This window comes from Allobosea sp., assembly GCF_017308075.1.
Lineage (GTDB): Bacteria > Pseudomonadota > Alphaproteobacteria > Rhizobiales > Beijerinckiaceae > Allobosea.
Genome location: NZ_JAFKFX010000044.1, coordinates 16,760 through 40,481, shown reverse-complemented (window position 1 = coordinate 40,481; position 23,722 = coordinate 16,760). Strand labels below are relative to the sequence as shown.

Here is a 23,722-nt window from a genome sequence, read left to right as displayed (position 1 = left end):
GGGAAGGGCCGCGGTCGGCGGCCCTTCGCTCATGTCGTGCCTGTCACTTCACATGCAGGAGAACGGCGCCTTCCAGGACGGTGGGAGCGCCGACGCCGGTATTGCCTGCGTGCTCCTTGATCCACTCCTTCGCCATTTTCAGGCTTTCATCGGTGCCGGCCTTGTCCTTGCAGACCGTGACGGAAACCCCGCCATCGGCGGTGCGGATCAGCGCGTAGTTCGAGAAGCCCGTTACCGTCCGCATCAGCTTCTCGACATCTGCCTTGCGCTTCTCGAGCAGGTCGAAAAGCTCCTTGGCGCCCTTGCCGGAATAGGTTCTGACGATCGCGTGCATGGCCAGTCCTCCGTTCAAGGCCCCGCCAGCCGCGATAGCTATGCGCCTGCGCGCAGTGCTTGCCAATTCAAGATGACGCAAGGGAGGGCGCTTTGGCCCCGGCGCGCATTGCTCCGGCGAGGTACTCCCTTCGCTCCCGCGAGACGGCAGGGAGAAAGCATCTGTGCAGCGGCGCAGGATATGGTTGCAGCGGTCATGAAACTGTCACACAAGCTGGCGGCAATTCGGCTCGTATCCTGCCGCGACGAAGGCGGCGCGGCTGGCCGTGCGATCACGACGAGGTGCGCGGTGCTCGGCTGGTTTCAGAAGCTGCTCCCGAAAGAACCCAAGTTCTTCGATCTGTTCGAGGCGCATGCGGTCACGCTGGTCGCGGGCGCCAGGGCGCTGGATTCCCTGCTCGCCGGCCGCGTCTCGATCGAGAGCGGCTGCGCCGAGATCTTCAAGCAGGAGCACCTGGCCGACGAGATCGCCGGAGAGGTCATGCATGAGACCGGCCGGAGTTTCATCACCCCGTTCGACCGCGGCGACATCGAGGAGCTGATCGGCTCGATGGACGACGCGATCGACCAGATGCGCAAGACCGCCAAGGCGATCGCGCTCTACGAGGTCGAACGCTTCGAGCCTGATATGGCCGAGCTCGGCGTGGTGGTGGTGCAGGCGTCGGAGCGCGTCGCGCGGCTCCTGCCGATGTTGCGGGACATCAAGAAGAACGCCGTCGCGATCGGGGCGCTGGCCAAGGAGATCGGCGCGATCGAGGAACGTTCCGATGTGCTGCACGGCCAGGGACTGAAGGCGCTGTTCAGGGCGCATCGCGGCGGCGAGGCGATGGGCTTCATCGTCGGCGCCGAGGTCTACGACCATCTTGAAAAAGTGGTCGACCGGCTGGAGGACGTCGCCAAGCGGGTCAGCCGCATCGTGCTCGAACATCTCTAGGCGGCGCGCGCCGTGGACCTTTCCGCCGTCGCCACCTCCCTGATCTTCCTGATCGCCGTCGCCCTGCTGTTCGACTTCCTGAACGGCCTGCATGACGCCGCGAACTCGATCGCGACCATCGTCTCGACGCGGGTCCTGCCGCCGCGCTGGGCGGTTTTCTGGGCCGCCTTCTTCAATTTCATCGCCTTCCTGTTCTTCGGCCTGCATGTCGCCCAGACCGTCGGCTCGGGCATCATCCAGGCGGCGATCGTCGACGACCGGGTGATTTTCGGGGCGCTGACCGGAGCTATCGCCTGGAATGTGCTGACCTGGATCGCCGGTATCCCGTCGAGTTCCTCGCATGCGCTGATCGGCGGGCTGGTCGGCGCCGGGCTCGCCAAGGCGGGCTTCTCCTCGATCGTCTGGTGGGGGCTGGGCAAGACCTTCGTCGCGATCTTCATGTCGCCGGCGATCGGCTTCGCGCTGGCGCTGCTGCTCGTGCTGTTCGTCTCCTGGAGCTTCCTCAAAGTGGCGCCGATCAAGGCGGACAGCACCTTCCGCTCGCTGCAATTCGTCTCCGCCTCGCTCTATTCCCTCGGTCACGGTGCCAATGACGCGCAGAAGACCATGGGCATCATCGCCGTGCTCTTGTTCTCGCATGGTCTGATGGGCGACAGCTTCTCGGTGCCGTTCTGGGTGGTGATCTCCTGCCAGGCGGCGATGGCGCTCGGCACGCTCTGCGGCGGTTGGCGCATCGTCCACACCATGGGCTCGAAGATCACCCGGCTGACGCCGCAGCAGGGGTTCTGCGCCGAGACCGGCGGGGCGATCACCCTGTTCATGGCGACCTATCTCGGCATCCCCGTCTCGACCACGCACACCATCACCGGCGCGATCATCGGCGTCGGGGCGGCGCGCCGGATGGCGGCGGTGCGCTGGGGCGTGGCGCGCGGCATCGTCTTCGCCTGGATCGTGACGATGCCGGCCGCGGGCGCGATCTCGGCCGCCGCTTATCTCCTCTCCGGCTATTTCCTGACCGGGCGCTGAGGGGCGCCCGGCACATCGGTCTCAGGGCAGGTTCTCGCGCAGCACGATCTCGGTGCTCGGCCGGCTCGTGCCCTCGGTCGCAGGACGGCCGGCACGCAGATTGGCGAAGATCGAGACGCAGGTCATCAGCGTCGCCTGCGGGTGCTGGGTGATCACGGCGTCCATCGTGCCGTCGATCAGCAGGGCACGCGTGTCCAGCGTCAGCCCGTGGCCGACGAAGACGACCTCGTGCTGGCGCCCGGTCTCCTTCAGGGCCCGGCCGATGCCCTCGGCGCCGCCGCCGATATTGTAGATGCCGGCGAGATCAGGGTGCTGCGCCAGCAGTGTCCTGGTCTGCCGGTAGTTCTGGCCCTCGTCGTCATGGCCCTCGCGCAGGCCGACCACATCGATTGCCGGGTAGAGCTCCTGGAACAGATGGAGGAAGCCCATCTCGCGCTCCTCATGGGCGCGGTAGCTCAGACTGCCGGCGATCATTGCGACCTTGGCGGGGCGGCGGCCGATGAAGCGGGCGACGAGATAGCCCGCCGTGCGCCCGGCCGAGCGGTTGTCGAGCCCGACATAGGCGACGCGGCGGCTGTTGGCGATGTCGGAGATCAACGTCACCGTCGGCACGCCGCGCTCGGCGAGGCCGTCGACCGCTTCGCGCACGGAAGGGTGCTCCAGCGCCATGAAGGCGATGCCGTCGACGTCGCGCGCCGCCTGGCGCAGATGCTGGGCGAGGAGCTCGGGCTTGAAACTCTCGATGTACTCGACCCGGGCCCGCATGTTGAAGGAGGTGAGCTGATCCTGCGCGCCGGCGATCTGGCGGCCGAGCAGGGTGAGGAAGCGGTTGGTGCCGGCCGGCAGCAGGAAGGCGAGCCGCAGCGGCCGCAGGGCGCTCGCCGGTAGCGCGCCTTCCATGACGTAGCCGAGCTCTCCGGCCGCCTTGAGCACGCGCTGCACAGTCGCCGCCCGCACGCCCGGCCGCTGGTTCAGCACCCGGTCGACGGTCGCGGTCGAGACGCCGGCGAGCTTCGCGACATCTTCGACCCGGGCCATTTGGCGGCGGCGCGGGGCGACCTCCGAGCTGACGTCCAAAGGCAGCGCCGGTGTTGAAATCGGGATATTCATTCCATCAAAAACCATCATAAAATGAGCTTGATGACCATCAGACGTGATTTCTATCCTGAGTGCAAGACGATCAAGAGCAATCAAATCGCATCAAGCGAATCTGGGAGGACATCATGACCGGACTGACCCGCCGCGCTGCGTTGCAGAGCCTTGCCGCCGTTCCCGCTGCTTCGCTGATCGGCATGCCGATGATCGCGCGGGCCGCCGAGATCGAGCTGAAATACGGCAACAACCTGCCGCTCAGCCATCCGCTCAACATCCGCGCCCAGCAGGCGGCGGAGCGCGTCGCCAAGGAGACGAACGGCCGGGTCGAAATCAAGATCTTCCCGAACAACCAGCTCGGCGGCGACACCGACATGCTGAGCCAGGTCCGCAATGGCGGCATCACCTTCTTCACGCCGTCGGCGCTGGTGATCGCGACCTTGGTGCCGGTCGCGGCGATCAATGCGGTCGGCTTCGCCTTCGCCGATTACGACCAGGTCTGGAAGGCGATGGACGGGCCGGTCGGCGCGCATGTCCGCGCCGCGATCGAGAAGGTCAACCTCTACGCCTTCGAGAAGATGTGGGACAACGGCTTCCGCCAGATGACGACCTCGGGCAAGCCGATCGAGCAGGCCGCCGACATGGCCTCGTTGAAGATCCGCGTTCCGGTCTCGCCGCTCTCGATCTCGATGTTCAAGGCGCTCGGAGCCGCGCCGGCCAGCCTGCAGTTCTCGGAGGTCTATTCGGCGCTGCAGACCAGGGTCGTCGACGCGCAGGAGAATCCGCTGCCGATCATCCAGGTCGCCAAGCTGTTCGAGGTGCAGAAGCATTGCGCGATCTCGAACCATATCTGGGACGGCTTCTGGTTCATCGCCAACGGGCGCGCCTGGCGCGGCCTGCCGCCGGATATCCAGAAGATCGTGGCGTCCGCGATCAACGATGCCGGCGTCGCCCAGCGGGGCGACATCAAGAGCCTGAACGAGACCGTGCAGGCCGATCTGCAGTCGAAGGGGCTTTCCTTCAACAAGACCAATCCGGACAGCTTCCGGGCCAAGCTGCGCGAGGGCGGCTTCTACAAGGAATGGCAGGAGCGCTTCGGCGCCGAGGCCTGGAGCCTGCTCGAAGGCGCGGTCGGCAAGCTCGCTTGAGCGAGCCGACCCACCGGATCAAGGTCGTCCCGGGCCTCTCCGTGAGCCCCGGGACGACCAGGAACAGCTAAGAAGGAACTCGCCATGGCCGGGCACATCGCCTTGATGCCGACGCAGGCCGTGCCTGCGACCGGGCTCGGACGCCTCGCCGACCGGCTCGACCGGGCCGTCGGAGCGATGGTCGAGGCGATCGCGGCGGTGCTCGTCCTCACCGAGATCGTCATCCTCGGTGCGGGGGTCACCGCCCGCTATGCCTTCCACGCCCCGCTGGTCTGGTCGGACGAGCTCGCCTCGATCCTGTTCCTGTGGCTCTCCATGCTCGGCGCGGTCGTCGCGCTTCGGCGCGGCGAGCATATGCGGATGACCGGCCTCGTTTCCCGCGTCGGGCCGCAGACGCGGCTCCTGCTCGAGGCGCTCGCGATCACCGCCGCCATCGCCTTCCTGGTGATGATCCTGCCGGATGCGCTGGACTATGCCGAGGAGGAGCGCTTCATCGTCACGCCGGCGCTGGAGATCGCCAATAGCTGGCGCGCCGCGGCGCTGCCGATCGGCATCGTCTTGATGCTGTTCGCCGCCTTCTGCCGGCTGCTGCGCTTCGGCTCCTGGAAAACCGTCGTGCTGGCAGCCGGGATAACCGTGGCGTTGGTCGTGCTGTTCTATGTCGCAGGTCCGGCGCTGAAGCCGCTCGGCAAGCTCAACCTCCTGATCTTCTTCGTCGGCATCGTGGCGGCGAACGTCTTCGCCGGCGTTCCGATCGCCTTCTCCTTTGCGCTCGCCACCTTCGGTTATCTCTCGTTGACGACCTCGACGCCGATGATCGTCATGGTCGGCCGGCTCGACGAGGGTATGAGCCACCTGATCCTGCTCGCCGTGCCGCTCTTCATCTTCCTCGGTGCGCTGATCGAGATGACCGGCATGGCCCGCGCCATGATCCAGTTCCTGGCCTCGTTGCTCGGCCATGTCCGCGGCGGGCTCTCCTATGTGCTGGTCGGCGCGATGTATCTGGTCTCCGGCATCTCCGGCTCGAAGATCGCCGACATGGCCGCGATCGCGCCTGTCCTGTTCCCGGAGATGCAGAAGCGCGGCGCCAAGCCGGGCGACCTCGTCGCGCTGCTCTCGGCGACCGGCGCGCAGACCGAGACGATCCCGCCCTCGATCGTCCTGATCACCATCGGCTCGGTCACCGGCGTCTCGATCGCGGCCCTGTTCACCGGCGGCATGCTGCCGGCTGTCGTGCTCGGCATCGCGCTCTGCTTCGTCGTCTGGCGGCGCAATAGGGCTGAGGACCTCAGCGACGTCACCAAATATTCGAAGCGCGAGATCGGTAGGCTCTGCCTGATTGCGGCGCCCGCCATCGCGCTGCCCTTCGTGATCCGCGCTGCGGTGGTCGAGGGCGTCGCCACCGCGACCGAGGTCTCGACCATCGGCATCGCCTATGCCGTGCTGGCCGGCATCCTGATCTACCGCCAGTTCGATTGGCGCCGGCTGAAAGGCATGCTGGTCGACACGGCGTCGCTCACCGGCGCGATCATCTTCATCATCGGCTGCGCGACAGCGATGGCCTGGGGGCTGACGCAGTCGGGCTTCTCGCAGGACCTCGCCAAGGTCATGGCGGCGGTGCCCGGCGGCAGCTGGGGCTTCCTCGCGATCTCGATCGTCGCCTTCGTCATCCTCGGCAGCGTGCTCGAAGGCATCCCGGCGATCGTGCTGTTCGGACCGCTCCTTTTCCCGATCGCCAAGCAGATCGGCGTGCACGAGGTGCACTATGCCATGGTCGTGATCTTCGCGATGGGCATCGGGCTTTTCGCGCCGCCCTTCGGCGTCGGCTATTACGGCGCCTGCGCGATCTCGAAGATCAATCCCGACGAGGGGCTGAAATACATCTGGGGCTATGTGCTCGCCCTGCTTGTCGGCCTCGTCATCGTCGCGGCCGTGCCGTGGATCTCCATCGGCTTCCTCTGATTCCCCTCTCGACAGCGAAAGACCAAAACCATGAGCCGCTTCTTCGGCCAGATCCGCCAGGCGGGCTATGTCGTCCCCGATATCGAGGCGGCGATGGATTACTGGAGCCGGGTGCTCGGCGTCGGCCCGTTCTTCTACAATCCGAAGGTTCCGATCAAAAACTACCGGTACAAGGGCGAGGAATACGAGCCGCATAATTCGGTGGCGCTCGCCAATTCCGGGCCGCTGCAGATCGAGCTGATCCAGTGCCGCAACGCGGTGCCGTCGATGTACAAGGACTTCACCGATGCCGGGCATACCGGCCTGCAGCATGTCGCCTACTGGACCTCGGACTACGATGCCGACATGGAGCGGCTGCTTGCCGAGGGCTTCAAGCCGGTGATGTCGGGTGAGGTCGGCGAACGCGGCCGCTTCGTCTATTTCGACACCCACTACCATCCCGGCACGGTGATCGAGCTCTCGGAGGTCGCCGGCCCCAAGGGCGAGATGTTCCGCCTGATCCGCGAGGCGGCGGACAATTGGGACGGAAAGGACCCGGTGCGGCCGTTTCCGGATCTGAGCAGGCTTTGAGGCTTTCGTCTTAGCTCTGCGGTCGTCCCGGGCGACCGTAGGGAGACCTGGGACCTATGCCTGAGCCTCGCTGAATTAGGCTCAGGAATGGGTCCCGGATCGGCGCCGCCGAAGGCGGCTTGTCCGGGACGACCGCCTTGGTGAGTATAGCGACATGTCCGCAGCCGACCGTTTCGAAGCCTCCTATCTGATCGAGACGCCGCTCGACCCGCGCAAGGTTGCGGAGGTGATGGCGGGCGAGCAGTCCTGTGGCACCTTCACCCGCGTCGCCGGGGAGACCGATGAACTGCGCGAGCGGGCGCGGGCCGTGGTCACCAATGTCGCGGTTCTCGAAACGGTGGACGAGCCGAGCCTTCCCAATGCCTGGCTGGCGCGCAAGGGCGTCGACGGGCCGTGGCGGCGGGCGCGGGTGACGATCTCCTTCCCGGTCGACAATGTCGGCGCCAATCTTGCGACGCTGGCCTCGATCGTTGCCGGTAATCTCTATGATCTCGGCGAGGTCACGGGTCTCAGGCTCGACACGATCACGCTGCCCTGGTCCTTCCGCCGACGCTTTGCCATGCCGACGCAGGGCATCGCCGGAACGCGCCGGCTCGCCGGGGTCGCCAGCGGGCCGTTGGTCGGCTCGATCATCAAGCCCAATGTCGGTTTGAGCGCATATGAGACGGCCGAGCTGGTCGCGGGGCTCTGCGCGGCCGGGCTCGATTTCATCAAGGATGACGAGATCTGCGCCGATCCGGTGCATGCGCCGCTGGCCGAACGCGTACCGGCGGTGATGTCCGCCGTCAGGCGCCATCAGGACAGGACCGGCAAGGCGGTGATGATCGCCTTCAACATCACCGACGAGACCGATGCGATGCGCCGCCATGCCGACCTCGTGGCGCAGGAGGGCGGCACCTGCGTGATGGCGAGCCTGAACTGTTGCGGCTTCTCTGCCATCGAGACGCTGCGGCGCTCGACCGATCTCGCTTTGCACGGGCACCGCAACGGCTATGGCGCGATCTCGCGTCATCCGCTGCTCGGCATCTCCTTCCAGGCCTATCAAACGCTCTGGCGCCTCGCCGGCGTCGACCACATGCATGTCCATGGCGTGCAGGGGAAATTCGCGCAGGAGGACGAGGAGGTCGTTACCTCGGCGCGGGATTGCGTGACGCCGCTGACCGACGGCGCCGATGACCGCGTCATGCCGGCTTTCTCCTCGGGGCAATGGGCCGGCACGGCCCAGCCGACCTTCGACGCGATCGGCCATGCCGACCTGCTGTTCATGTCGGGCGGCGGCATCCTCGCCCATCCCGGCGGGCCGGCGGCCGGTGTCGCCAGCATCCGCCAGGCCTGGGAGGCGGTCGCCGGCGGGGTGCCGGTCGCGGAGGCGGCGCAGCAGCACCCCGAACTGAAGCAGGCGCTCGCCTTCTTCGGCCAGTCGGCGGGCTGAGCTGCCATGGCCGGAGCGCTGCCCCGTTACGCCTGGTATGGCGACGATTTCACCGGCTCGACCGATACGCTCGCGGTGCTCGCCGAGGGCGGGCAGAAGGCGCTGCTCTTCCTGCGGATTCCGACCTCAGAGCAACTGGCCCGTGCCGGTGATCTCGACGCGCTCGGCATCGCAGGCGCGACGCGGGCGATGGCTCCCGAGGCGATGGCGGCCGAACTCGAGGCGGCCGGCGGCTTCCTTGCCGGGCTCGGCATCGGTCTGCTGCATTACAAGTGCTGCTCGACCTTCGACAGCGCGCCGCATCTCGGCAGCATCGGCGCGGCGGTGCGGGCGCTGCAGCCGCATTTTCCCAACAGCCTCCTGCCGATCATCGGCGGCCAACCCAATCTCGGTCGCTACTGCCTGTTCGGAAACCTGTTCGCGGCAGCCGGCACCGGCGGCACCGTGCACCGCATCGACCGCCATCCGACGATGAGCGTCCATCCGGCGACCCCCATGGGCGAAGCGGATCTGCGCCTGCATCTTGCGGCGCAGGGGCTCGGCGATATCGGGCTGGTCGATTATCGCAGCTATGGCGATCCCGGTGGCCTCGCGGCGCGTCTCGCCAAGGGCGCCGGCCCGCTGCTCTTCGACATTGCGCGCGTCGAGGATCTCGCCGTGGCTGGCCGGGCGATCGCCGCACGGGCGGCGCTTTCGCCCATGCTCGTGGTCGGCCCGAGTTCGGTGGCGCAGGCGCTGGCCGGCACGCCGCTGCTCGGCGGTGGCGACAAGGCGAGCTGCGCTTCAACGACACCGAAGCCGTCAAGCCCGGTGCTCGCCCTCGTCGGCAGCCTCTCGCCGGTGACGCGGGCGCAGGTCGAGGCCGCTTCGGGCTATGCCCGGATCGCCGTCGATCCCGCCCGCCTGCTCGGGGAGTCCGGCCATGCGGCGGCGCTGCGCGACGAGGCGCGGCGGTTGCTTGGGGAAGGTGATGTCATGCTGGTCACCGACCGGCCTGCCGGCGCGCCGGGCGATACCGCCAGCGTCGCGAAAGCGACGGGCGAACTCTTGCGCGCCATCGTGGCGGAGGCTGCGATCGGCCGGCTCGTGGTGGCCGGCGGCGATACCTCGACGCTGGCCGTGCGCATGCTCGACATCTGGGGGCTGTCGCATCGCGCAGCCCTGGTGCCGGGCGCGCCGCTCTGCCTCGCCCATAGCGACGATCCACGGCTCGACGGGATCGAGATGGTGCTGAAGGGCGGCCAGATGGGGCCGCCCGACTTCTTCACGCTGGTGGCGGGGCGCTGAAGCGCGCCGCTCTCGTTCGGAATCAGGCCGTCATCCCGGAGCTGCGCCGCTGGCGCGGCTTGTCCGGGATGACGGAACGGGTGTGCGGAAAGCCGGCAGGCCCTAGAAATTGACCTTGTCGGCGCCCTTGAGCTGGAGCTGCTCGCGGGCATCGTCCGGTGTCGCGATCTCCAAGCCGAGGCCCTCGACGATCTGGCGGGCGGCGCGGACCTGATCGGCGTTGGACTTGGCGAGCTGGCCCGGGCCGAGCCAGAGCGAATCCTCGAGGCCGACACGCAGATTACCGCCCATCGCGACTGCCATCGCCGCGATCGGCAGCTGGTGGCGGCCGGCGCCGAGCACCGACCAGTGATAGTCGTCGCCGAAGAGCCGGTCCGCCGTGCGCTTCATGTGCATGACGTCTTCCGGATGCGGGCCGATGCCGCCGAGGAGGCCGAAGACCGACTGGACGAAGAAAGGCGGCTTGACCAGCCCGCGGTCGACGAAATGCGCAAGCGTGTAGAGATGGCCGATATCGTAGCACTCGATCTCGAAGCGCGTGCCGTTCTCGGCGCAGGTGGTCAGGATGTTGGCGATGTCCTTGAAGGTGTTCTTGAAGACGCGGTCGTCCGAGCCTTCGAGATAGGGGCGCTCCCAGTCGTGCTTGAACTCCTTGAAGCGGTTCAGCATCGGGTAGAGCCCGAAATTCATCGAGCCCATGTTGAGCGATGCGACCTCGGGCTTGAAATGGGCGCAGGGCTTCAGGCGTTCCTCGACCAGCATGGTCGGCGCGCCGCCGGTGGTGATGTTGATGACGCAGTTCGAGCGCTGCTTGATCACCTTGAGGAAGGGCTCGAAGGCCTCGGGCGACTGGTCGGGCTGGCCGGTCTTCGGATTGCGGGCATGGACATGGACGAGCGCCGCGCCGGCCTCGGCCGCGCCGACGGCGGCGTCGATGATCTCATCGGGCGTCACCGGCAGATAGGGCGACATGGATGGCGTATGGATCGCGCCGGTGACGGCGCAGGTGATGATGACTTTGCGGTTCTTCGCCATGCGATACGTCCTTCGAGGCTGATTGGTCTTGAATTCAGTCCGGCTTGTGCTGCGAGGCGCGCTTGTGCGCCTGCAGCGCGGCGAGGCGGCTGTCGCGCCAGTCGCTCAGGCGCTTGACGCGCTCTGCCTCCTGCGCGCCACGCCATTCGCGCATGACTTCGGCGACCGTCTCCGGCTTGAACGGGTTGCCGAGCCCTTCCGAGGATTTGACCATGCGGTCGAGCGACTCGGAATAGCGGGCGCAGTAGTCGGGAATGCCGCCCGGCGCGTTGAGTTCGATCGTTTCGAACGGGCCCATGAAGGACCAGCGCAGACCGAGCCCGTCACGGATCGTCTTGTCGACATCCTCGGCACTGGCGACGCCTTCGCCGACAAGGCGGAAGGCTTCGGCGAGCAGCACGGCCTGGAGACGGTTGAGCACGAAGCCGGCCTTCTCCTTGCGCAGGGTGATCGGCACCTGGCCAGCCTGCTCGTAGATCCGCTTGGCCTCGGCGACGACAGCCGGATCGGTCCAGGGCGCCGGGGCGAGCTCGACGATCGGCACCAGATGCGGCGGGTTGACCGGATGGGCGACGAGGCAGCGGGAGCGTCCCGGCAGCGCGTCGGAAAAGGCTGAGGCCATGATGAACGAGGTCGAGGAAGCGAGGATGGCGCCCGCCGGCGCGAGCCGGTCCATCTCCGCGAACAGCTCGCGCTTCGCCTCGACCGTTTCGGGACCGTTCTCCTGGGCGAGAATGATGTCCTTCAGCGCATCGGCGAGATCGGCGGCGACACGGATGCGGGCCAGCGCCGCCTTGGGATCGTCGACCAGCCCGTGGCCGGCGAGTTCCTCGAGATTGGTGCCGATATGGGCGCGCGCCGCCTGAGCGGCCTCCTGCTTCAGATCATAGAGCGCGACCTCGAAGCCATGGCTGGCGAAGACGGTGGCCCAGGCACGGCCGATCAGGCCCGAGCCGACGATGGCGATCTTGGTCATAAGGCAGTGTCTCGATTGGTGTGGTCGGACGCGGGGAACCCCTCTCCTGGAAGGAGAGGGGCAGGGGTGAGGTGTGCGGGAGAGAAGTCGTTGGCTTGAACATGGCCGTGCGGCGAGCGCTCGCGCAACGGGTCGAGCCGCCTGCGCCTCACCCTGCCCTCTCCTTCCAGGAGAGGGGTCCCCGCGCCTCTGTCGTCTCTCGGGCGGTTCATCACAGCCACAGAACCTGCCGGCGCAGCGCCAGGTCCTGGCTCAGCGCCCGCGAGGGGCCGGTATGGGTGACCTGGCCGCGTTCGAGCACGACGGTACGGTCGGAGAGTGCGAGCGCGAGATCGAGATGATGGTCGACGATCACGATGGCGATCTCCCGGCGCAGCTTGTCGAAGGCCTCGAACAGCTCCTCGACGACGGCGGGCGCCAGCCCCTCGAAAGGCTCGTCGAGCAGGAGCACCCTGGTGTCGCCGGACAGGGCCCGGGCCACCGCCACCATCTGCTGTTCGCCGCCGGAGAGGTAGTCCGCCGGCGAATGCCAGCGTTCCCGAATGCGCGGGAAGAAGGAGAAGATCTTCTCGTCCTCCCAGCGTACGCCATTGCCGGTCAGGCGCTTGAGGCGGCCGAGCTCCATATTGTCCTTGACGCTCATGCCGGCGAAGAGGCCGCGCCCCTGCGGGACATAGGCGATGCCGGCGCGCGCGATTCGGGCAGGCGGCAGCCGGGCGATGTCGCTGCCGGCCAGCATGATCGCGCCCTGGGCCGGCGGAGCGATGCCGGTGATCGTCTTGAGCAGGGTCGACTTGCCGGCGCCGTTGCGCCCGAGCAAAGCGACGATCTCGTTCTCGTGCACGTCGAGCGAGACCTGCCGCAGGATGTGGCTCTTGCCGTAGAAGGTGTCGACCTCATTGAGCCCCAGCAGGACCTTGGAGCCGGCGGCGCTTTCGCGGGGCTTCTCGGCGAGCGCATGGGCGCCGGAGCCGATATAGACCTCCTGCACCTTGGGGGAGGAGCGAGCATCCTCGACCGTGCCGTCGACCAGGACGGACCCCTCGTTCATCACCGTGACATGGTCGGCGATCGCGAAAACGCGGTCGATGTCGTGCTCGACCAGCAGCACCGGCAGGTCGCGCGAGATCGACTTGATGAGGTTGCCGACGCGCTCGCGCTCGGCCGCAGCGAGGCCGGCGAGCGGCTCGTCGAGCAGAAGCACGCGCGGGCTCGTCGCCAATGCCAGCGACATGTCGAGCAGGCGCTGGCCGCCATAGCTCAGCGAGCCCGCTTCCGCCGTCTCGATGCCGGAAAGCCCCATGGTCGAGATGACCTGGCGGGACTCGTCGTTGATCTTTTCCAGCGCACCGGCCGCGCGCCAGAAGCCGAAGCGTTCCGGAGCCCGCGCCTGCACGGCGAGGCGAACGTTCTCGGCGACGGAGAGCGTCGGGAACAGGTTGGTGATCTGGAAGGCGCGGCCGATGCCGGCTTGCGTGATCGCCTCCGGCGAGAGCCCGGCAATGTCGCGCTGGCGCAGGCGGACTTCGCCGCGATCCGGCGGGAACAGGCCGGAGATCAGATTGAAGGCGGTCGTCTTGCCGGCGCCATTGGGGCCGATCAGCGCATGTAGCTTGCGGTCTCGCATGGTGATGTCGACGCCCTCGACCGCCTTGATGCCGCCGAAGCTCTTGGCGAGGCCTTTCGCGGCGAGGATCGTGCCGTCGCCGGCATCGGCCGGCTTCATGAAGGCCGGGAGCTCGACCGCGCCGGCCTTGCGCGCCGACATTGCGGCATCCTCGGCCGGGACCTTGCGGAACGGCTTCAGCAGGCGCTGGCCGACGCCGACGAGCCCGTCCGGCGAGAAGACGATGAAGGCGACGAAGAGCAGGCCGAACCAGAACAGCCAGTTCTCGGTGACGCTGGAGAGATAGTCGCGGAAGACGACGAAGAAGAGCGCGCCGAGCGCCGGCCCGAGGAAGGAGCGCATGCCGCCGATCACCACCATCGCCAGCAATTCGCCGGAGAAGGCGACCGAGATCGGCTCGGCCGAGGTCATGCGGTTGTTGAAGAGGAGGAGCGTGCCGGCGAGCCCGGTCAGCATCGCCGAAAGCGTGAAGGCGACGAGCTTGTAGCGGGTGGTGGCGTAGCCAAGGAAGCGGGCGCGCTGCTCGTTCTCGCGGATCGCGACCAGGACGGTACCGACCGGCGAGCGATGGAAGCGCCAGAGGCAGTAGACCACACCAAAACCGATCGTTGCGACCAGTGCGTAGAAGGGCAGGGCGGTCTCGAAGTCGATGCCGGCGAAGAGCGGGCGCTTGATGCCCCCGAGCCCGTCCTCGCCGCCGGTCACGCTGGTCCAGCGGAAGGCGACCGAATAGACCATCGCGGTCAGTGCCAGCGTCAGCAGCGAGAAATAGACGCCCCTGCGGCGCAGGATCAGCGCGCCGAAGCCTACGGCGACGAGCCCGACGAAGACGAGCGCCAGCAGGATCGGCAGCACGAACTGGCCGGGTAGCCAGTTGCGCTGGATTAGGCCTGCCGCATAGGCGGCGAGGCCGAACCAGGCGCCATGGCCGAAGGAGACCAGGCCGGTGGTGCCGACCAGGATGTTCAGCGCCATGCAGGCGATGGCGAAGACGACGATCTCGGTCGCGGAGGTGGTGCCGAGCCCGATCGCATGCATCAGCGAGGGCAGGGCGGCCAGGCCGATGGCGGCGATGGCGAGTGGGAGGTAGTCGCGTGCGGTCGGGTTCATCGCGGCCTCACTCGAAGCGCTGGATGCGCTCGCCGAACAGGCCGCGCGGACGGAAGAGGAGGACGAGCAGCATCATCAGATAGATCACCGCGGTCGACCATTGCGTGAAGCCGAGGCCGATGGTGATGCCCTTGACGAGGCCGACCATGATGGCCGCGACGACGACGCCCCAGAAGGAGCCGAGCCCGCCGATGACGACGACGACGAAGGCCGGGGTGATGATCTCCTGGCCCATGGCGGGATGGATCGAGTAGATCGGCGCCAGAAGCACGCCGGCGAGGCCGGCAAGGCCGATGCCGATGCCGGCGATCGTCATCATGTAGGGCTGCAGGGAGATGCCGAGCGCACCGACCATGTCGGGGTTCTGGACGCCGGCGCGCACGACGCGCCCGAAGGCGGTGCGCTGCAGCAGGAACCAGAGGCCGAGCACGCAGGCCGCCGCGATCAGCAGCAGCAAGGCGCGGTAGCGCGAATAGATGAAGTCGCCGATGAAGATCTGGCCGCGCAGCTCCGGCGGGATCGAGAAGGAAAGCGGTGGCGCGCCGAAGATCATGCGCAGCGATTGCTCGGCGACCATGGCGAGGCCGAAGGTGAGCAGCAGCGAGAGAATGGGATCGGCTCTGTAGAAGCGCTGGAACAGCCCGCGCTCGATGACGATGCCGAGCAAAGCGACCAGCACCGGCGAGGCGATGATCGCGCCGCCGAAGCCGAGATGGGGCGCGAGCACGATCGTGAGATAGGCGCCGATCGCATAGAAGGCGCCATGCGCGAGGTTGACGATGCCGCCGAGCGAGAAGATCAGCGACAGGCCGAGCGCGATCAGGAGGTAGTAGACCCCGTCGAGCAGCCCGTTCAGCACCTGCTGGATGAAAAGGGTGAGCAAGGGAATGCCTTTGCAGTTTCGATCCGTCTACCGCGCGGTCATCCCGGGCGACCGAAGGGAGACCCGGGATCCATGCCTAAACGGTTCAGGCATGGATCCCGGATCGGCGCCGCTGCCGCGGCTTGTCCGGGATGACCCCGCAAAGAAGCGCAGGCGGCCTCAGCTCATCTTGCAGACGGCTTCGTCGCCCTGGGTCGCGATGACCTCCATGCTCTCGTTCGGGCCGGGGATCGGCGGCGAGGAGGTGAAGAGGTCCCACTGGTTCTTGACCTTGGCGGCGGGCAGCGCGGTGATCGCGTACATCTCGCTGATCAGCTGATGGTCGGAGGCGCGGAAATAGCCCTCGCGCGTCTTCAGCACGTCGAACTTGGCGCCCTTCTCGAGATGTTCGAGAATCTTGGCGGTCTCGGCGCTCTTCAGCTCGTTCATCGACTGGGCCATCATCTTCACGGCCATGTAGTCGCCCCAGGCCTGGTTCTCCGGGGGCTTGCCGTACTTCTTGGTGAAGGCGGCGACGAAGGTCTTGGTGCCGGGGGTCTCGATGAGATGGTGCCAGACGCAGGGCCAGATGCCGCCGAAATTGTCCTTGCCGGCAGCCCAGGCGAGGGCGGTGTCGAAACCGAAGCCGGCGACCGGGAAGGTCAGGCCGAACTCGGAATACTGCTTGAGGAAGTTGGTGATCTGGTTGCCGGCGAGGTTCGAGATCACCATGTCGGGCTTGGCGGCCCGGATCTCGAGCAGCAGGGCGGAGAAGTCGGTCGCGTCGGTCGGCACCAGCTTGTCGGCGGCGAACTGGCCGCCATTGGCTTCCATGAAGCGTTTGGCGACCTTGAGCAGGTCATGACCGAAGGCGTAGTCGGCGGTGAGCGAGAACCATTTCTTGCCCTTGACCAGGCCCTGCTCCATCAGCGCCCGGCCGCAGCTCTTCACATACATCGAGTTCTGATGCTCGACATGGAACATGTAGCGGTTGCAGTTCTCGCCGCGCAGCGCGTCCGAATTGGCGCCGGTGTTGACGAAGAGCGTCTTGGTCCGGCCGGCGACCTGCGCGATGGTCAGCGCCGAGGCGGAGGAAATCTCGCCGATGATACAGGCGACCTTGTCGCGCTCGACCATGCGCTCGGCCTTGGTCGAGGCGGTCTGGGGGTTGACCGAGTCTTCCTTCAGCAGTTCGAGCTTGCGGCCCATGATGCCGCCGGCGGCATTGATTTCCTCGGCGGCGAGGTCGGCCGCCATAACGCCGTATTCGCCGAGCGGGCCGAGGAAACCGGTGCGCGGCGTCAGATGTCCGAAGCGGATCGCGTCCGGTGTCTGCGCCAGGATGATCGAGGGGCTGGCGATCAGCCCCGTCGCGGTCACGCCGAGCCCGGCCAGCGCCTGGCGGCGCGAAAGGCCGGTTTTCTTTTGATCTGACATTTGGTTCCTCCCAGAACGCATTCCGCGCCTCTTGGCGTCGGGGCTTCGATGTCGTTCGTCTCGTTTGCGGTCTTCGTGCCGCTTGTCGTGATCTGTGATCACAGTTAGGTTGGCAGACATGACGGTCCCTGTCCAGTCCTCCCGCCGGTCGTCCGAGCTGGATGCCGCTGCCGCTGCGCCCGCGGCGCCGGAGGGCGCTGCCCTGGATGAAATCGGTTCGCTCGCCCGCGAGACATTGGGCGAGCGGGTCACGGAGGAACTGCGCGCGCTGCTCATTTCCGGACGGCTGGCGCCCGGCGAAAAGCTCTCGCTTCGCCGCGTCGCCGAAGCGCTCGGGGTCTCGATGATGCCGGTGCGCGAGGCGGTGAACCGGCTCGTCGCCGACAAGGCTCTCGAGGTCCTGCCGGGCCGGGCCGTACGGGTGCCGGTGCTGACCCTGGCGCAGTTCCGCGAGCTGACCCGGGTGCGTCTCGTCGTCGAGGGCTTCGCCGCCGAGGAGGCGACGAAGATCGCGACGCCCGACCAGATCGCCGTGATCGCCAGCCATGAAGACGCGTTCCGGCAGGCGGCGAGCGCTGACCCACCAGATCTGGCGGGGGCGGTCGCAGCGAATCGAAACCTGCATTTTGCGCTCTACGAGGCGGCCGGGATGCCTCTCCTGGTCGAGACGATCGAGCGGCTCTGGCTCAAGGCGGGCCCGATCCTCAATCTCGACATGCGCGCCGAGGCGCGCCGGCTCGACCGCGGCAGCGCCGTCCTGATGCACGCGGCGCTCGTCGTCGCGCTGCGCGAACGCGACACGGCGGCGGCGCGCGAGGCGCTGGCCGAGGATATCCAGCAGGCCGCGGACCATATCGAGGGCACGGGAAGGCTGGCCGAGGGATAGGGCCGGCAAGGATTGCAATCACGACCGGCAATGGCCGGCAAACGACAAAAGGCAAAGGGACGGAAACGATGGATATGACGATCAAGGGCCTGCGCGTGCTGGTGACGGCCGGCGCCAATGGTATCGGCCGCGCGACGGCGCGGGCCTTCGCGGCGGAAGGGGCGAGGGTCCATATCTGCGATGTCGACGAGAAGGCGCTGGCCGCGATGGCGCAAAGCGATCCTGCGATCACGCGCTCGGTCTGCGATGTTTCCGACCGCAAGGCAGTGGCGCGGCTGTTCGACGAGGCCCTGATCGCGCTCGGCGGGCTCGATTGCCTCGTCAACAATGCCGGCATCGCCGGGCCGACCGGTCGTGTCGACGAGATCGCGCCCGAGGACTGGGATTCCTGCGTCGCCATCGACCTGACCGGCCAGTTCAACTGCACGCGGCTGGCGGTCGAGCACCTCAAGCAGTCGAAGAACGCCTCGATCGTCAATCTCTCCAGCCAGGCCGGCAAGCACGGCTTCCCGCTGCGCTCGCCCTATGCGGCGGCGAAATGGGGCGTGATCGGCTTCACCAAGGCGCTCTCGGCCGAGCTCGGCGAGTTCGGCATCCGCGCCAACGCGATCTGCCCCGGCCTCGTCGACGGGCCACGCATCCAGAGCGTGATCGCCAACAAGGCGCGCTCGCTCAACGTCTCGCATGAGGAGATGACCGGGCGGCTCTTCGCCGGCGTCTCGATCAAGCAGTTCGTCGATCCCAGCGACATCGCCAAGCAGATCGTCTTCCTGGCTTCGCCCTTCGCCAAGACGATTTCCGGCCAGGAGATCTCGGTCTGCGGCGATACGCGGATGCTGAGCTGAGGCGCTGGCGTCATGCTCACCCTTGTGGCGAGCATCCACGGCTTGAACTCGACACCTTAGGAAGGAAGACGTGGATGGTCGGGACAGGCCCGACCATGACGGCAGAGCTCGCGGCCCGCTTGCCCTCGACCTTCGCCCCTTAATCGCCTAGAGGATGCCGCCTGGACAGGAGCGGCGGCTTGGCGAAGGGCGTGCATCACGAATTCGGGGCCGGGGCCGGCCATGACGATGGTGAGGGATCGAGCGATCGCTCCTTCGGCCTCGTCTTCGCGGCCGTCTTCGCGCTGATCGGCCTCTACAACGCCTGGCACGATGGCCGGGCCTGGCCCTGGCTCGCGCTCGTCGCTGCCGGCTTCCTCGCCGTCGCGCTGATCCGGCCGGCGGTGCTTGCGCCGCTGAACAGGCTCTGGATGAAGTTCGGCCTGCTGCTGGCTGCGATCATCAACCCGATCGTGCTCGGCATCCTGTTCTTCCTCGTCTTCACGCCGACGGCGCTGGTCGCCCGGCTGGTCGGCAAGGATTTTCTCAAGCTCAAGTCTCAGCCGCAGGCGAAGAGCTACTGGGTCGTCCGCGATCCGCCGGGACCGGAGCCGGTCTCGATGAAAGACCAGTTCTGACAGGGAATAACCGATGTCGTTCCTGCGCGAGTTCTTCCGCTTCATGGCGGCGCGAAAGAAGTTCTGGCTGGCGCCGATCCTCTTGATGTGCGTGCTGCTCGGCGGCCTGCTGTTCCTGACCAAGGGCAGCGCGATCGCGCCCTTCATCTACACGCTGTTCTGAGCCGCAAGCGCATGCGCGTTCTGGGGATATCGGGGCTCTATCACGACAGCGCGGCGGCGCTGGTCGTCGACGGGCGGATCGAGGCGGCGGCGCAGGAGGAGCGCTTCACGCGCAAGAAGCACGACGCCGAGTTCCCGAAACATGCGGTCGAGTACTGCCTCTCGGTCGCCGGTTGCGGGCTCGATCAGCTCGACGCCGTCGTCTTCTACGACAAGCCCTTCATCAAGTTCGAGCGCCTGCTCGAGACCTATCTCTCCTTCGCGCCGCGCGGCTTCCAGTCGTTCAAGATGGCGATGCCGCTCTGGCTGCGCGAAAAGCTGTTCCAGAAGCAGATCATCGCCAAGGAGCTGAAGAAGCTCAGTCCCGGCTTCGATGTCGGGAAGCTGCTCTTCACCGAGCATCACCTCTCGCACGCCGCCTCGGCCTTCTATCCCTCGCCCTTCGAGGAAGCGGCGATCCTGACCATGGACGGGGTCGGCGAATGGGCGACGATGACGCTCGCCATCGGCAAGGGGAAGGACCTCAAGGTCCATAAGGAGCTGCATTTCCCGCATTCGCTCGGGCTGCTCTACTCCGCCGTGACCTATTATATCGGCTTCAAGGTCAATTCCGGCGAGTACAAGGTGATGGGGCTCGCCCCCTATGGCGAGCCGCGCTTCGCCCAGCTGATGCTGGAGAAGCTGGTCGACCTCAAGGAAGACGGCAGCTTCCATCTCGACCAGAGCTATTTCAACTACGGCGTCGGCCTGACCATGACCAACGACAAGTTCGCCGCGCTGTTCGGCGAGCCGGTGCGTGGGCCGGAGCAGTTGCTGACCCAGTTTCACATGGACATGGCGGCCTCGATCCAGGCGGTGACCGAGGAGATCGTGCTCAGGCTCGCCCGTTCGGTGCGGGCCGAGACCGGCATGAAGAATCTCTGCCTCGCCGGCGGTGTCGCGTTGAACTGCGTCGCCAATGGCAAGCTGCTGCGCGAGGGCATTTTCGAGGGCTTGTGGATCCAGCCGGCGGCGGGCGATGCCGGCGGCGCGCTCGGGGCGGCGCTGGCCGGCTACCATCTCTTCCACGGCAAGCCGCGCGAGGTTCCGGAAGCCGGCGATGCCATGCGCGGCAGCTATCTCGGCCCGAGCTTCAGCACGGCCGAGATCGAGGCCGAGCTGACGGCCGCCGGAGCGAAATTCGCGGTCCTGGATGATGCCGCGCTGATCGAGGCGACGGCACAGGGTCTCGCCGACGGCAAGGCGGTCGGCTGGATGCAGGGGCGAATGGAGTTCGGCCCGCGCGCGCTCGGCGGCCGCTCGATCCTCGGCGATCCGCGCTCACCGGCGATGCAGAAGACGCTGAATCTCAAGGTCAAGTATCGCGAGAGCTTCCGGCCCTTCGCGCCTTCGGTACTGCGCGAGGATGTCGCCGACTGGTTCGATCTCGACGGCGACTCGCCCTATATGCTGCTGGTCGCCGATGTCCGCGAGGAGCTGCGGCGCGAGATGACGGCACAGGAAAAGGCGCTGTTCGGCATCGACAAGCTGAACGTGCCGCGCTCGAGCATTCCGGCCGTCACCCATGTCGACTATTCGGCCCGGATCCAGACCGTTCATGAAGCGACCAATCCGCGCTATCACCGGCTGATCTCGCGCTTCAAGGTGCTGACCGGCTGCCCGGTGGTGGTCAACACCTCCTTCAATGTCCGCGGCGAGCCGATCGTCTGCAATGCGACCGACGCCTTCCGCTGCTTCATGGGCTCGGAGATCGAGCTCCTGGTCGTCGGCAACTGCATCCTGCGCAAGGAGGATCAGGACCCGGCGCTGAAGCTCGACTACAAGGACGCGTTCGAGCTCGATTGAGCGAAGGCGTCATTCTCGGGCGGAGCGAAGCGCAGGCCCGGGAATCTCCAGCGGGAGATGCCCGAGTCAGGCCCCGGTCAAGCCCGGGCATTACGCAGGACCAGGCTCAGACCCAGACTTCCCTGGCGACCTCGACGATCATGGCGAGCTTGGCCCAATGCTCCTCCTCGGCCAGCGTGTTGCCCTCCTCGGTCGAGGCGAAGCCGCATTGCGGCGAGAGGCAGAGCTGGTCGAGCGGAACGAACCTGCTGGCCTCGTCGATGCGGCGCTCGAGATCGTTCTTCCTCTCCAGCACACCGGTCTTGGAGGTGACGAGGCCGAGAACGAGATGCTTGCCCTTCGGCAGGAAGCGCAGCGGCTCGAAGCCACCGGAGCGGTCATTGTCCCATTCCATGAAATAGCAGTCGAGGCACGGTCGCCTTTGGCAGCGTGAAGGAACTGCGCACGATATAGGCAATTTCTCGGTGATCGAGGCGGTCGCGGCTGCTATCACGATGGTCGGCACCGTGGCCTGGGTCGAGAGCGGCGCGACCGCGAAGACGAGCGGGGCAGGCCGAAGCCGGTGAGGAAGGAAACCTTCTGTTTGACGATCATCTCCTGTGCGATGCGCTTGGTCTGGTCGGCGACGCCTCCATCGTCCTGCACCACGAGCTGGATCTCCCTGCCGGCGACGGTGTCGCCGTGCTGGGCGATATAGAGGTTCGTAGCCGCCTCGATCTGTCGGCCGGTCGAGGCGAACGGTCCGGTCAATCTGGACGAAATGCGGTTTCCGCCCAGCGCGGCCTTGCTACCGAGGCCGGCCCTCATCATGCTAGCGCCGGTCTGGGGCTGCAAAGCCGTCCGGGCGTTTCCCTGCTTACAAGGAATTCGCAGGGAATTCTTATCCGAATCTGCGGTGCGGCGAGCCGGCCATTCAGGCGAAAGATGTGCCGATTCAAGCTTTAACGGCAACTGCCGACGTAACCCGGGCAGGGATTTTCGACATGCATTTCAGTGATTTTATGGTTGTCGATCAGGGATTTCCGGCGCGATCAATCAGCGCGAGGATTTTGGTCGAGCAGCCGCGGCGCGAGCGGGCGATGGCCTGACAGCGCTTCCCCCCTTGTCCGCCCAACGCCAATCGATGCCTTCTCGGCGCAGGTGTCGATGAGCATCCTTGAGGGACCGCCGGCGCTCGCGCGCGGTCTCCCGCGCCGGAGGTCTTCATCCCCTCCATGGCCGCGCGGGCTGCGCAACCCGGACCTGCTACGCTGCCCGCGCTGGCGCCGAGGCCAACCGTCCACTAACAATCACCTTGGACCTCTCGGCGGCGGATCACTAGCAACCAGCCATCTTTCAGATCACGGCTCAAAGTCGCTGAGACAGGTCTTCGCGGTTCCTGGGGAGGAGACCAACTGCTGGCTTCAATCCCAAAGAGTATCGAAACTCTCGGTCCGAATGCAGGCTCCGGCTCGCTCGCCGAAGCCGAAAAGGACACCAGCTTGCGTCATGCCAGAAAGCGGGCGACGGTAGATGCAATTGTTTCGGCCGCGCGGCCATCTCCATAGTCGGGAATGTCCGTCCGCTGCGGTTGCGGCTCGCTATCAGTCCATAGCCTATTCCAGCCGGCTGCGAGCGTCTCGACCCATTCGGTCTCGTCGCGGAGGGTGACGCAGGGCACGCGGTGGAAGTAGGCCTCCTTTTGCAGCCCGCCGGAATCGGTCAATACGCCGACCGATGCGTTCACGAGCAGTGCCATGTCCAGATAACCAAGTGGCTCGACCACGCGCACGCCTTTGGGCGTGCGGCCGGTGCGACGCATTAGCGCGGCTGTGCGGGGATGAGCCGGCAAGATGATCTGGATGTCTCGAGCCATATCCTCTAGATAGCGGCAGATTTGTTCGAACCGAGCGGGATCGTCGGTGTTCTCGGCACGGTGAATCGTGGCAACCATATATTGTCCGCGAGCGACGCCGAGCCGCGCGAGCACCTCGGAGCGGCTGCGCGCCTTGTCGATGGCGGCGAGCGTTGTGTCGTACATCACGTCGCCGGTCACGCTGACACCCCGCGTGATGCCTTCCGCTGCCAGATGGTCGACCGCCGCCTGTGTCGGGCAGAACAGCAGGTCGCTGACATGGTCGACTAGAACCCGGTTGACCTCTTCCGGCATGGCCCGGTTGAAAGAGCGTAGCCCGGCTTCGACATGGGCGAGCGGAATCCGTAGCTTGGCGGCAGCTAGCCCGCCCGCTAGAGTCGAGTTTGTGTCACCATAGACGAGAACGAGGTTGGGCTTGTCCGCAACCATTGCCGCCTCGAGGCCCTCAAGCATACGCGCCGTCATCGCGCCATGGGAGAGGCCGTGGACGTCCAGATTGCGGGCGGGTTTGGGAATTTCGAGCTCTTCGAAAAAGACATCAGACATCATCGGATCGAAATGCTGCCCAGTGTGGACCAGGATTTCTTCCAGCCCAGCCTGACGCAGCGCGCGCGAAACCGGTGCCGCCTTGATGAACTGCGGCCGCGCGCCGACGATGGTGAGAACTCTGGGCATCGGAAA

Annotated in this window: 21 protein-coding genes and 1 pseudogene; 12 read left to right on the top strand and 10 right to left on the bottom strand. The window is 66.4% G+C overall.

Annotated features, from left to right (window positions below; translation table 11 throughout):
* Positions 1-43: 43 nt before the first annotated feature.
* On the bottom strand, positions 44-334 hold the full coding sequence (locus tag J0J10_RS22745; RefSeq protein ID WP_291637111.1) for a hypothetical protein: 291 nt from the start codon (positions 332-334) through the stop codon (positions 44-46).
* A gap of 288 nt (positions 335-622) precedes the next feature.
* Between J0J10_RS22745 and J0J10_RS22740 the strand changes: the two genes are divergently transcribed.
* Together J0J10_RS22740 and J0J10_RS22735 are read left to right on the top strand one after the other, a co-directional pair.
* The gene (locus J0J10_RS22740) at positions 623-1,267 is read left to right on the top strand and encodes a DUF47 domain-containing protein (protein WP_291649494.1); all 645 of its coding nucleotides are present in this window, start codon (positions 623-625) and stop codon (positions 1,265-1,267) included.
* Positions 1,268-1,279: 12 nt separating this feature from the next.
* Entirely contained in the window at positions 1,280-2,293 is a 1,014-nt protein-coding gene (locus J0J10_RS22735) for an inorganic phosphate transporter (RefSeq protein ID WP_291649470.1), read from the top strand.
* Between the two features lie 21 nt (positions 2,294-2,314).
* Here the strand turns inward: J0J10_RS22735 and J0J10_RS22730 are convergent, their stop codons facing one another.
* Positions 2,315-3,331 carry a LacI family DNA-binding transcriptional regulator gene (locus J0J10_RS22730; RefSeq protein WP_291649469.1) on the bottom strand — a complete coding sequence of 339 codons (1,017 nt, stop codon included), beginning with the start codon at positions 3,329-3,331 and terminating at the stop codon, positions 2,315-2,317.
* 185 nt (positions 3,332-3,516) lie between these two features.
* Here J0J10_RS22730 and J0J10_RS22725 point away from each other — a divergent pair, with 185 nt between their 5' ends.
* The 5 genes from J0J10_RS22725 to J0J10_RS22705 all read left to right on the top strand — a co-directional run bounded on the left by J0J10_RS22725 (position 3,517) and on the right by J0J10_RS22705 (position 9,784).
* Entirely contained in the window at positions 3,517-4,533 is a 1,017-nt protein-coding gene (locus tag J0J10_RS22725) for a TRAP transporter substrate-binding protein (protein ID WP_291649468.1), read from the top strand.
* A gap of 84 nt (positions 4,534-4,617) precedes the next feature.
* Positions 4,618-6,495, top strand: a complete 1,878-nt coding sequence (locus tag J0J10_RS22720; protein ID WP_465247241.1) for a TRAP transporter large permease — start codon at positions 4,618-4,620, stop codon at positions 6,493-6,495.
* Between the two features lie 30 nt (positions 6,496-6,525).
* Positions 6,526-7,065, top strand: a complete 540-nt coding sequence (locus J0J10_RS22715) for a VOC family protein (protein WP_291649467.1) — start codon at positions 6,526-6,528, stop codon at positions 7,063-7,065.
* A gap of 154 nt (positions 7,066-7,219) precedes the next feature.
* On the top strand, positions 7,220-8,497 hold the full coding sequence (locus J0J10_RS22710; RefSeq protein ID WP_291649466.1) for a ribulose-bisphosphate carboxylase large subunit family protein: 1,278 nt from the start codon (positions 7,220-7,222) through the stop codon (positions 8,495-8,497).
* A gap of 6 nt (positions 8,498-8,503) precedes the next feature.
* Positions 8,504-9,784: a four-carbon acid sugar kinase family protein gene (locus J0J10_RS22705; protein WP_291649464.1), complete on the top strand. Its 1,281-nt coding sequence runs from the start codon at positions 8,504-8,506 to the stop codon at positions 9,782-9,784.
* A gap of 102 nt (positions 9,785-9,886) precedes the next feature.
* Here J0J10_RS22705 and kce read toward each other — a convergent pair whose 3' ends face one another.
* The 5 genes from kce to J0J10_RS22680 form a co-directional block, all read right to left on the bottom strand.
* A complete protein-coding gene (gene kce / locus J0J10_RS22700; RefSeq protein WP_291649462.1) occupies positions 9,887-10,819 on the bottom strand; it encodes a 3,5-dioxohexanoate:acetyl-CoA acetone transferase in 933 nt (310 codons plus the stop codon).
* A 34-nt stretch (positions 10,820-10,853) separates the two neighbouring features.
* Entirely contained in the window at positions 10,854-11,795 is a 942-nt protein-coding gene (locus tag J0J10_RS22695) for a 3-hydroxyacyl-CoA dehydrogenase (RefSeq protein ID WP_291649460.1), read from the bottom strand.
* A gap of 211 nt (positions 11,796-12,006) precedes the next feature.
* Positions 12,007-14,532: a branched-chain amino acid ABC transporter ATP-binding protein/permease gene (locus J0J10_RS22690; protein ID WP_291649458.1), complete on the bottom strand. Its 2,526-nt coding sequence runs from the start codon at positions 14,530-14,532 to the stop codon at positions 12,007-12,009.
* Positions 14,533-14,539: 7 nt separating this feature from the next.
* Positions 14,540-15,421 carry a branched-chain amino acid ABC transporter permease gene (locus J0J10_RS22685; protein ID WP_291637176.1) on the bottom strand — a complete coding sequence of 294 codons (882 nt, stop codon included), beginning with the start codon at positions 15,419-15,421 and terminating at the stop codon, positions 14,540-14,542.
* A gap of 153 nt (positions 15,422-15,574) precedes the next feature.
* Positions 15,575-16,831, bottom strand: coding sequence for an ABC transporter substrate-binding protein (locus tag J0J10_RS22680; protein WP_291637091.1), 1,257 nt, complete (start codon positions 16,829-16,831; stop codon positions 15,575-15,577).
* 118 nt (positions 16,832-16,949) lie between these two features.
* On the opposite strand from J0J10_RS22680, the gene J0J10_RS22675 reads away from it, so the two are divergent.
* From J0J10_RS22675 to J0J10_RS22655, 5 genes are all read left to right on the top strand, one after another.
* Positions 16,950-17,717: a GntR family transcriptional regulator gene (locus J0J10_RS22675; RefSeq protein WP_291649456.1), complete on the top strand. Its 768-nt coding sequence runs from the start codon at positions 16,950-16,952 to the stop codon at positions 17,715-17,717.
* 68 nt (positions 17,718-17,785) lie between these two features.
* Positions 17,786-18,562: an SDR family oxidoreductase gene (locus J0J10_RS22670; RefSeq protein ID WP_291649454.1), complete on the top strand. Its 777-nt coding sequence runs from the start codon at positions 17,786-17,788 to the stop codon at positions 18,560-18,562.
* Positions 18,563-18,741: 179 nt separating this feature from the next.
* Positions 18,742-19,179, top strand: coding sequence for an SxtJ family membrane protein (locus J0J10_RS22665; RefSeq protein WP_291649452.1), 438 nt, complete (start codon positions 18,742-18,744; stop codon positions 19,177-19,179).
* A gap of 13 nt (positions 19,180-19,192) precedes the next feature.
* On the top strand, positions 19,193-19,342 hold the full coding sequence (locus J0J10_RS22660) for a DUF5989 family protein (protein WP_184231721.1): 150 nt from the start codon (positions 19,193-19,195) through the stop codon (positions 19,340-19,342).
* A gap of 11 nt (positions 19,343-19,353) precedes the next feature.
* On the top strand, positions 19,354-21,186 hold the full coding sequence (locus tag J0J10_RS22655) for a carbamoyltransferase family protein (RefSeq protein WP_291649449.1): 1,833 nt from the start codon (positions 19,354-19,356) through the stop codon (positions 21,184-21,186).
* 106 nt (positions 21,187-21,292) lie between these two features.
* Here J0J10_RS22655 and J0J10_RS22650 read toward each other — a convergent pair.
* From J0J10_RS22650 to wecB, 3 genes and pseudogenes are all read right to left on the bottom strand, one after another.
* Positions 21,293-21,592: pseudogene (locus J0J10_RS22650) on the bottom strand (5-methyltetrahydropteroyltriglutamate--homocysteine S-methyltransferase); the annotation flags it as partial.
* An 83-nt stretch (positions 21,593-21,675) separates the two neighbouring features.
* Positions 21,676-21,993: an ABC transporter substrate-binding protein gene (locus J0J10_RS22645; RefSeq protein ID WP_291649447.1), complete on the bottom strand. Its 318-nt coding sequence runs from the start codon at positions 21,991-21,993 to the stop codon at positions 21,676-21,678.
* Positions 21,994-22,672: 679 nt separating this feature from the next.
* The gene (gene wecB, locus J0J10_RS22640) at positions 22,673-23,716 is read right to left on the bottom strand and encodes a non-hydrolyzing UDP-N-acetylglucosamine 2-epimerase (RefSeq protein WP_291649445.1); all 1,044 of its coding nucleotides are present in this window, start codon (positions 23,714-23,716) and stop codon (positions 22,673-22,675) included.
* Positions 23,717-23,722 lie beyond the last annotated feature (6 nt).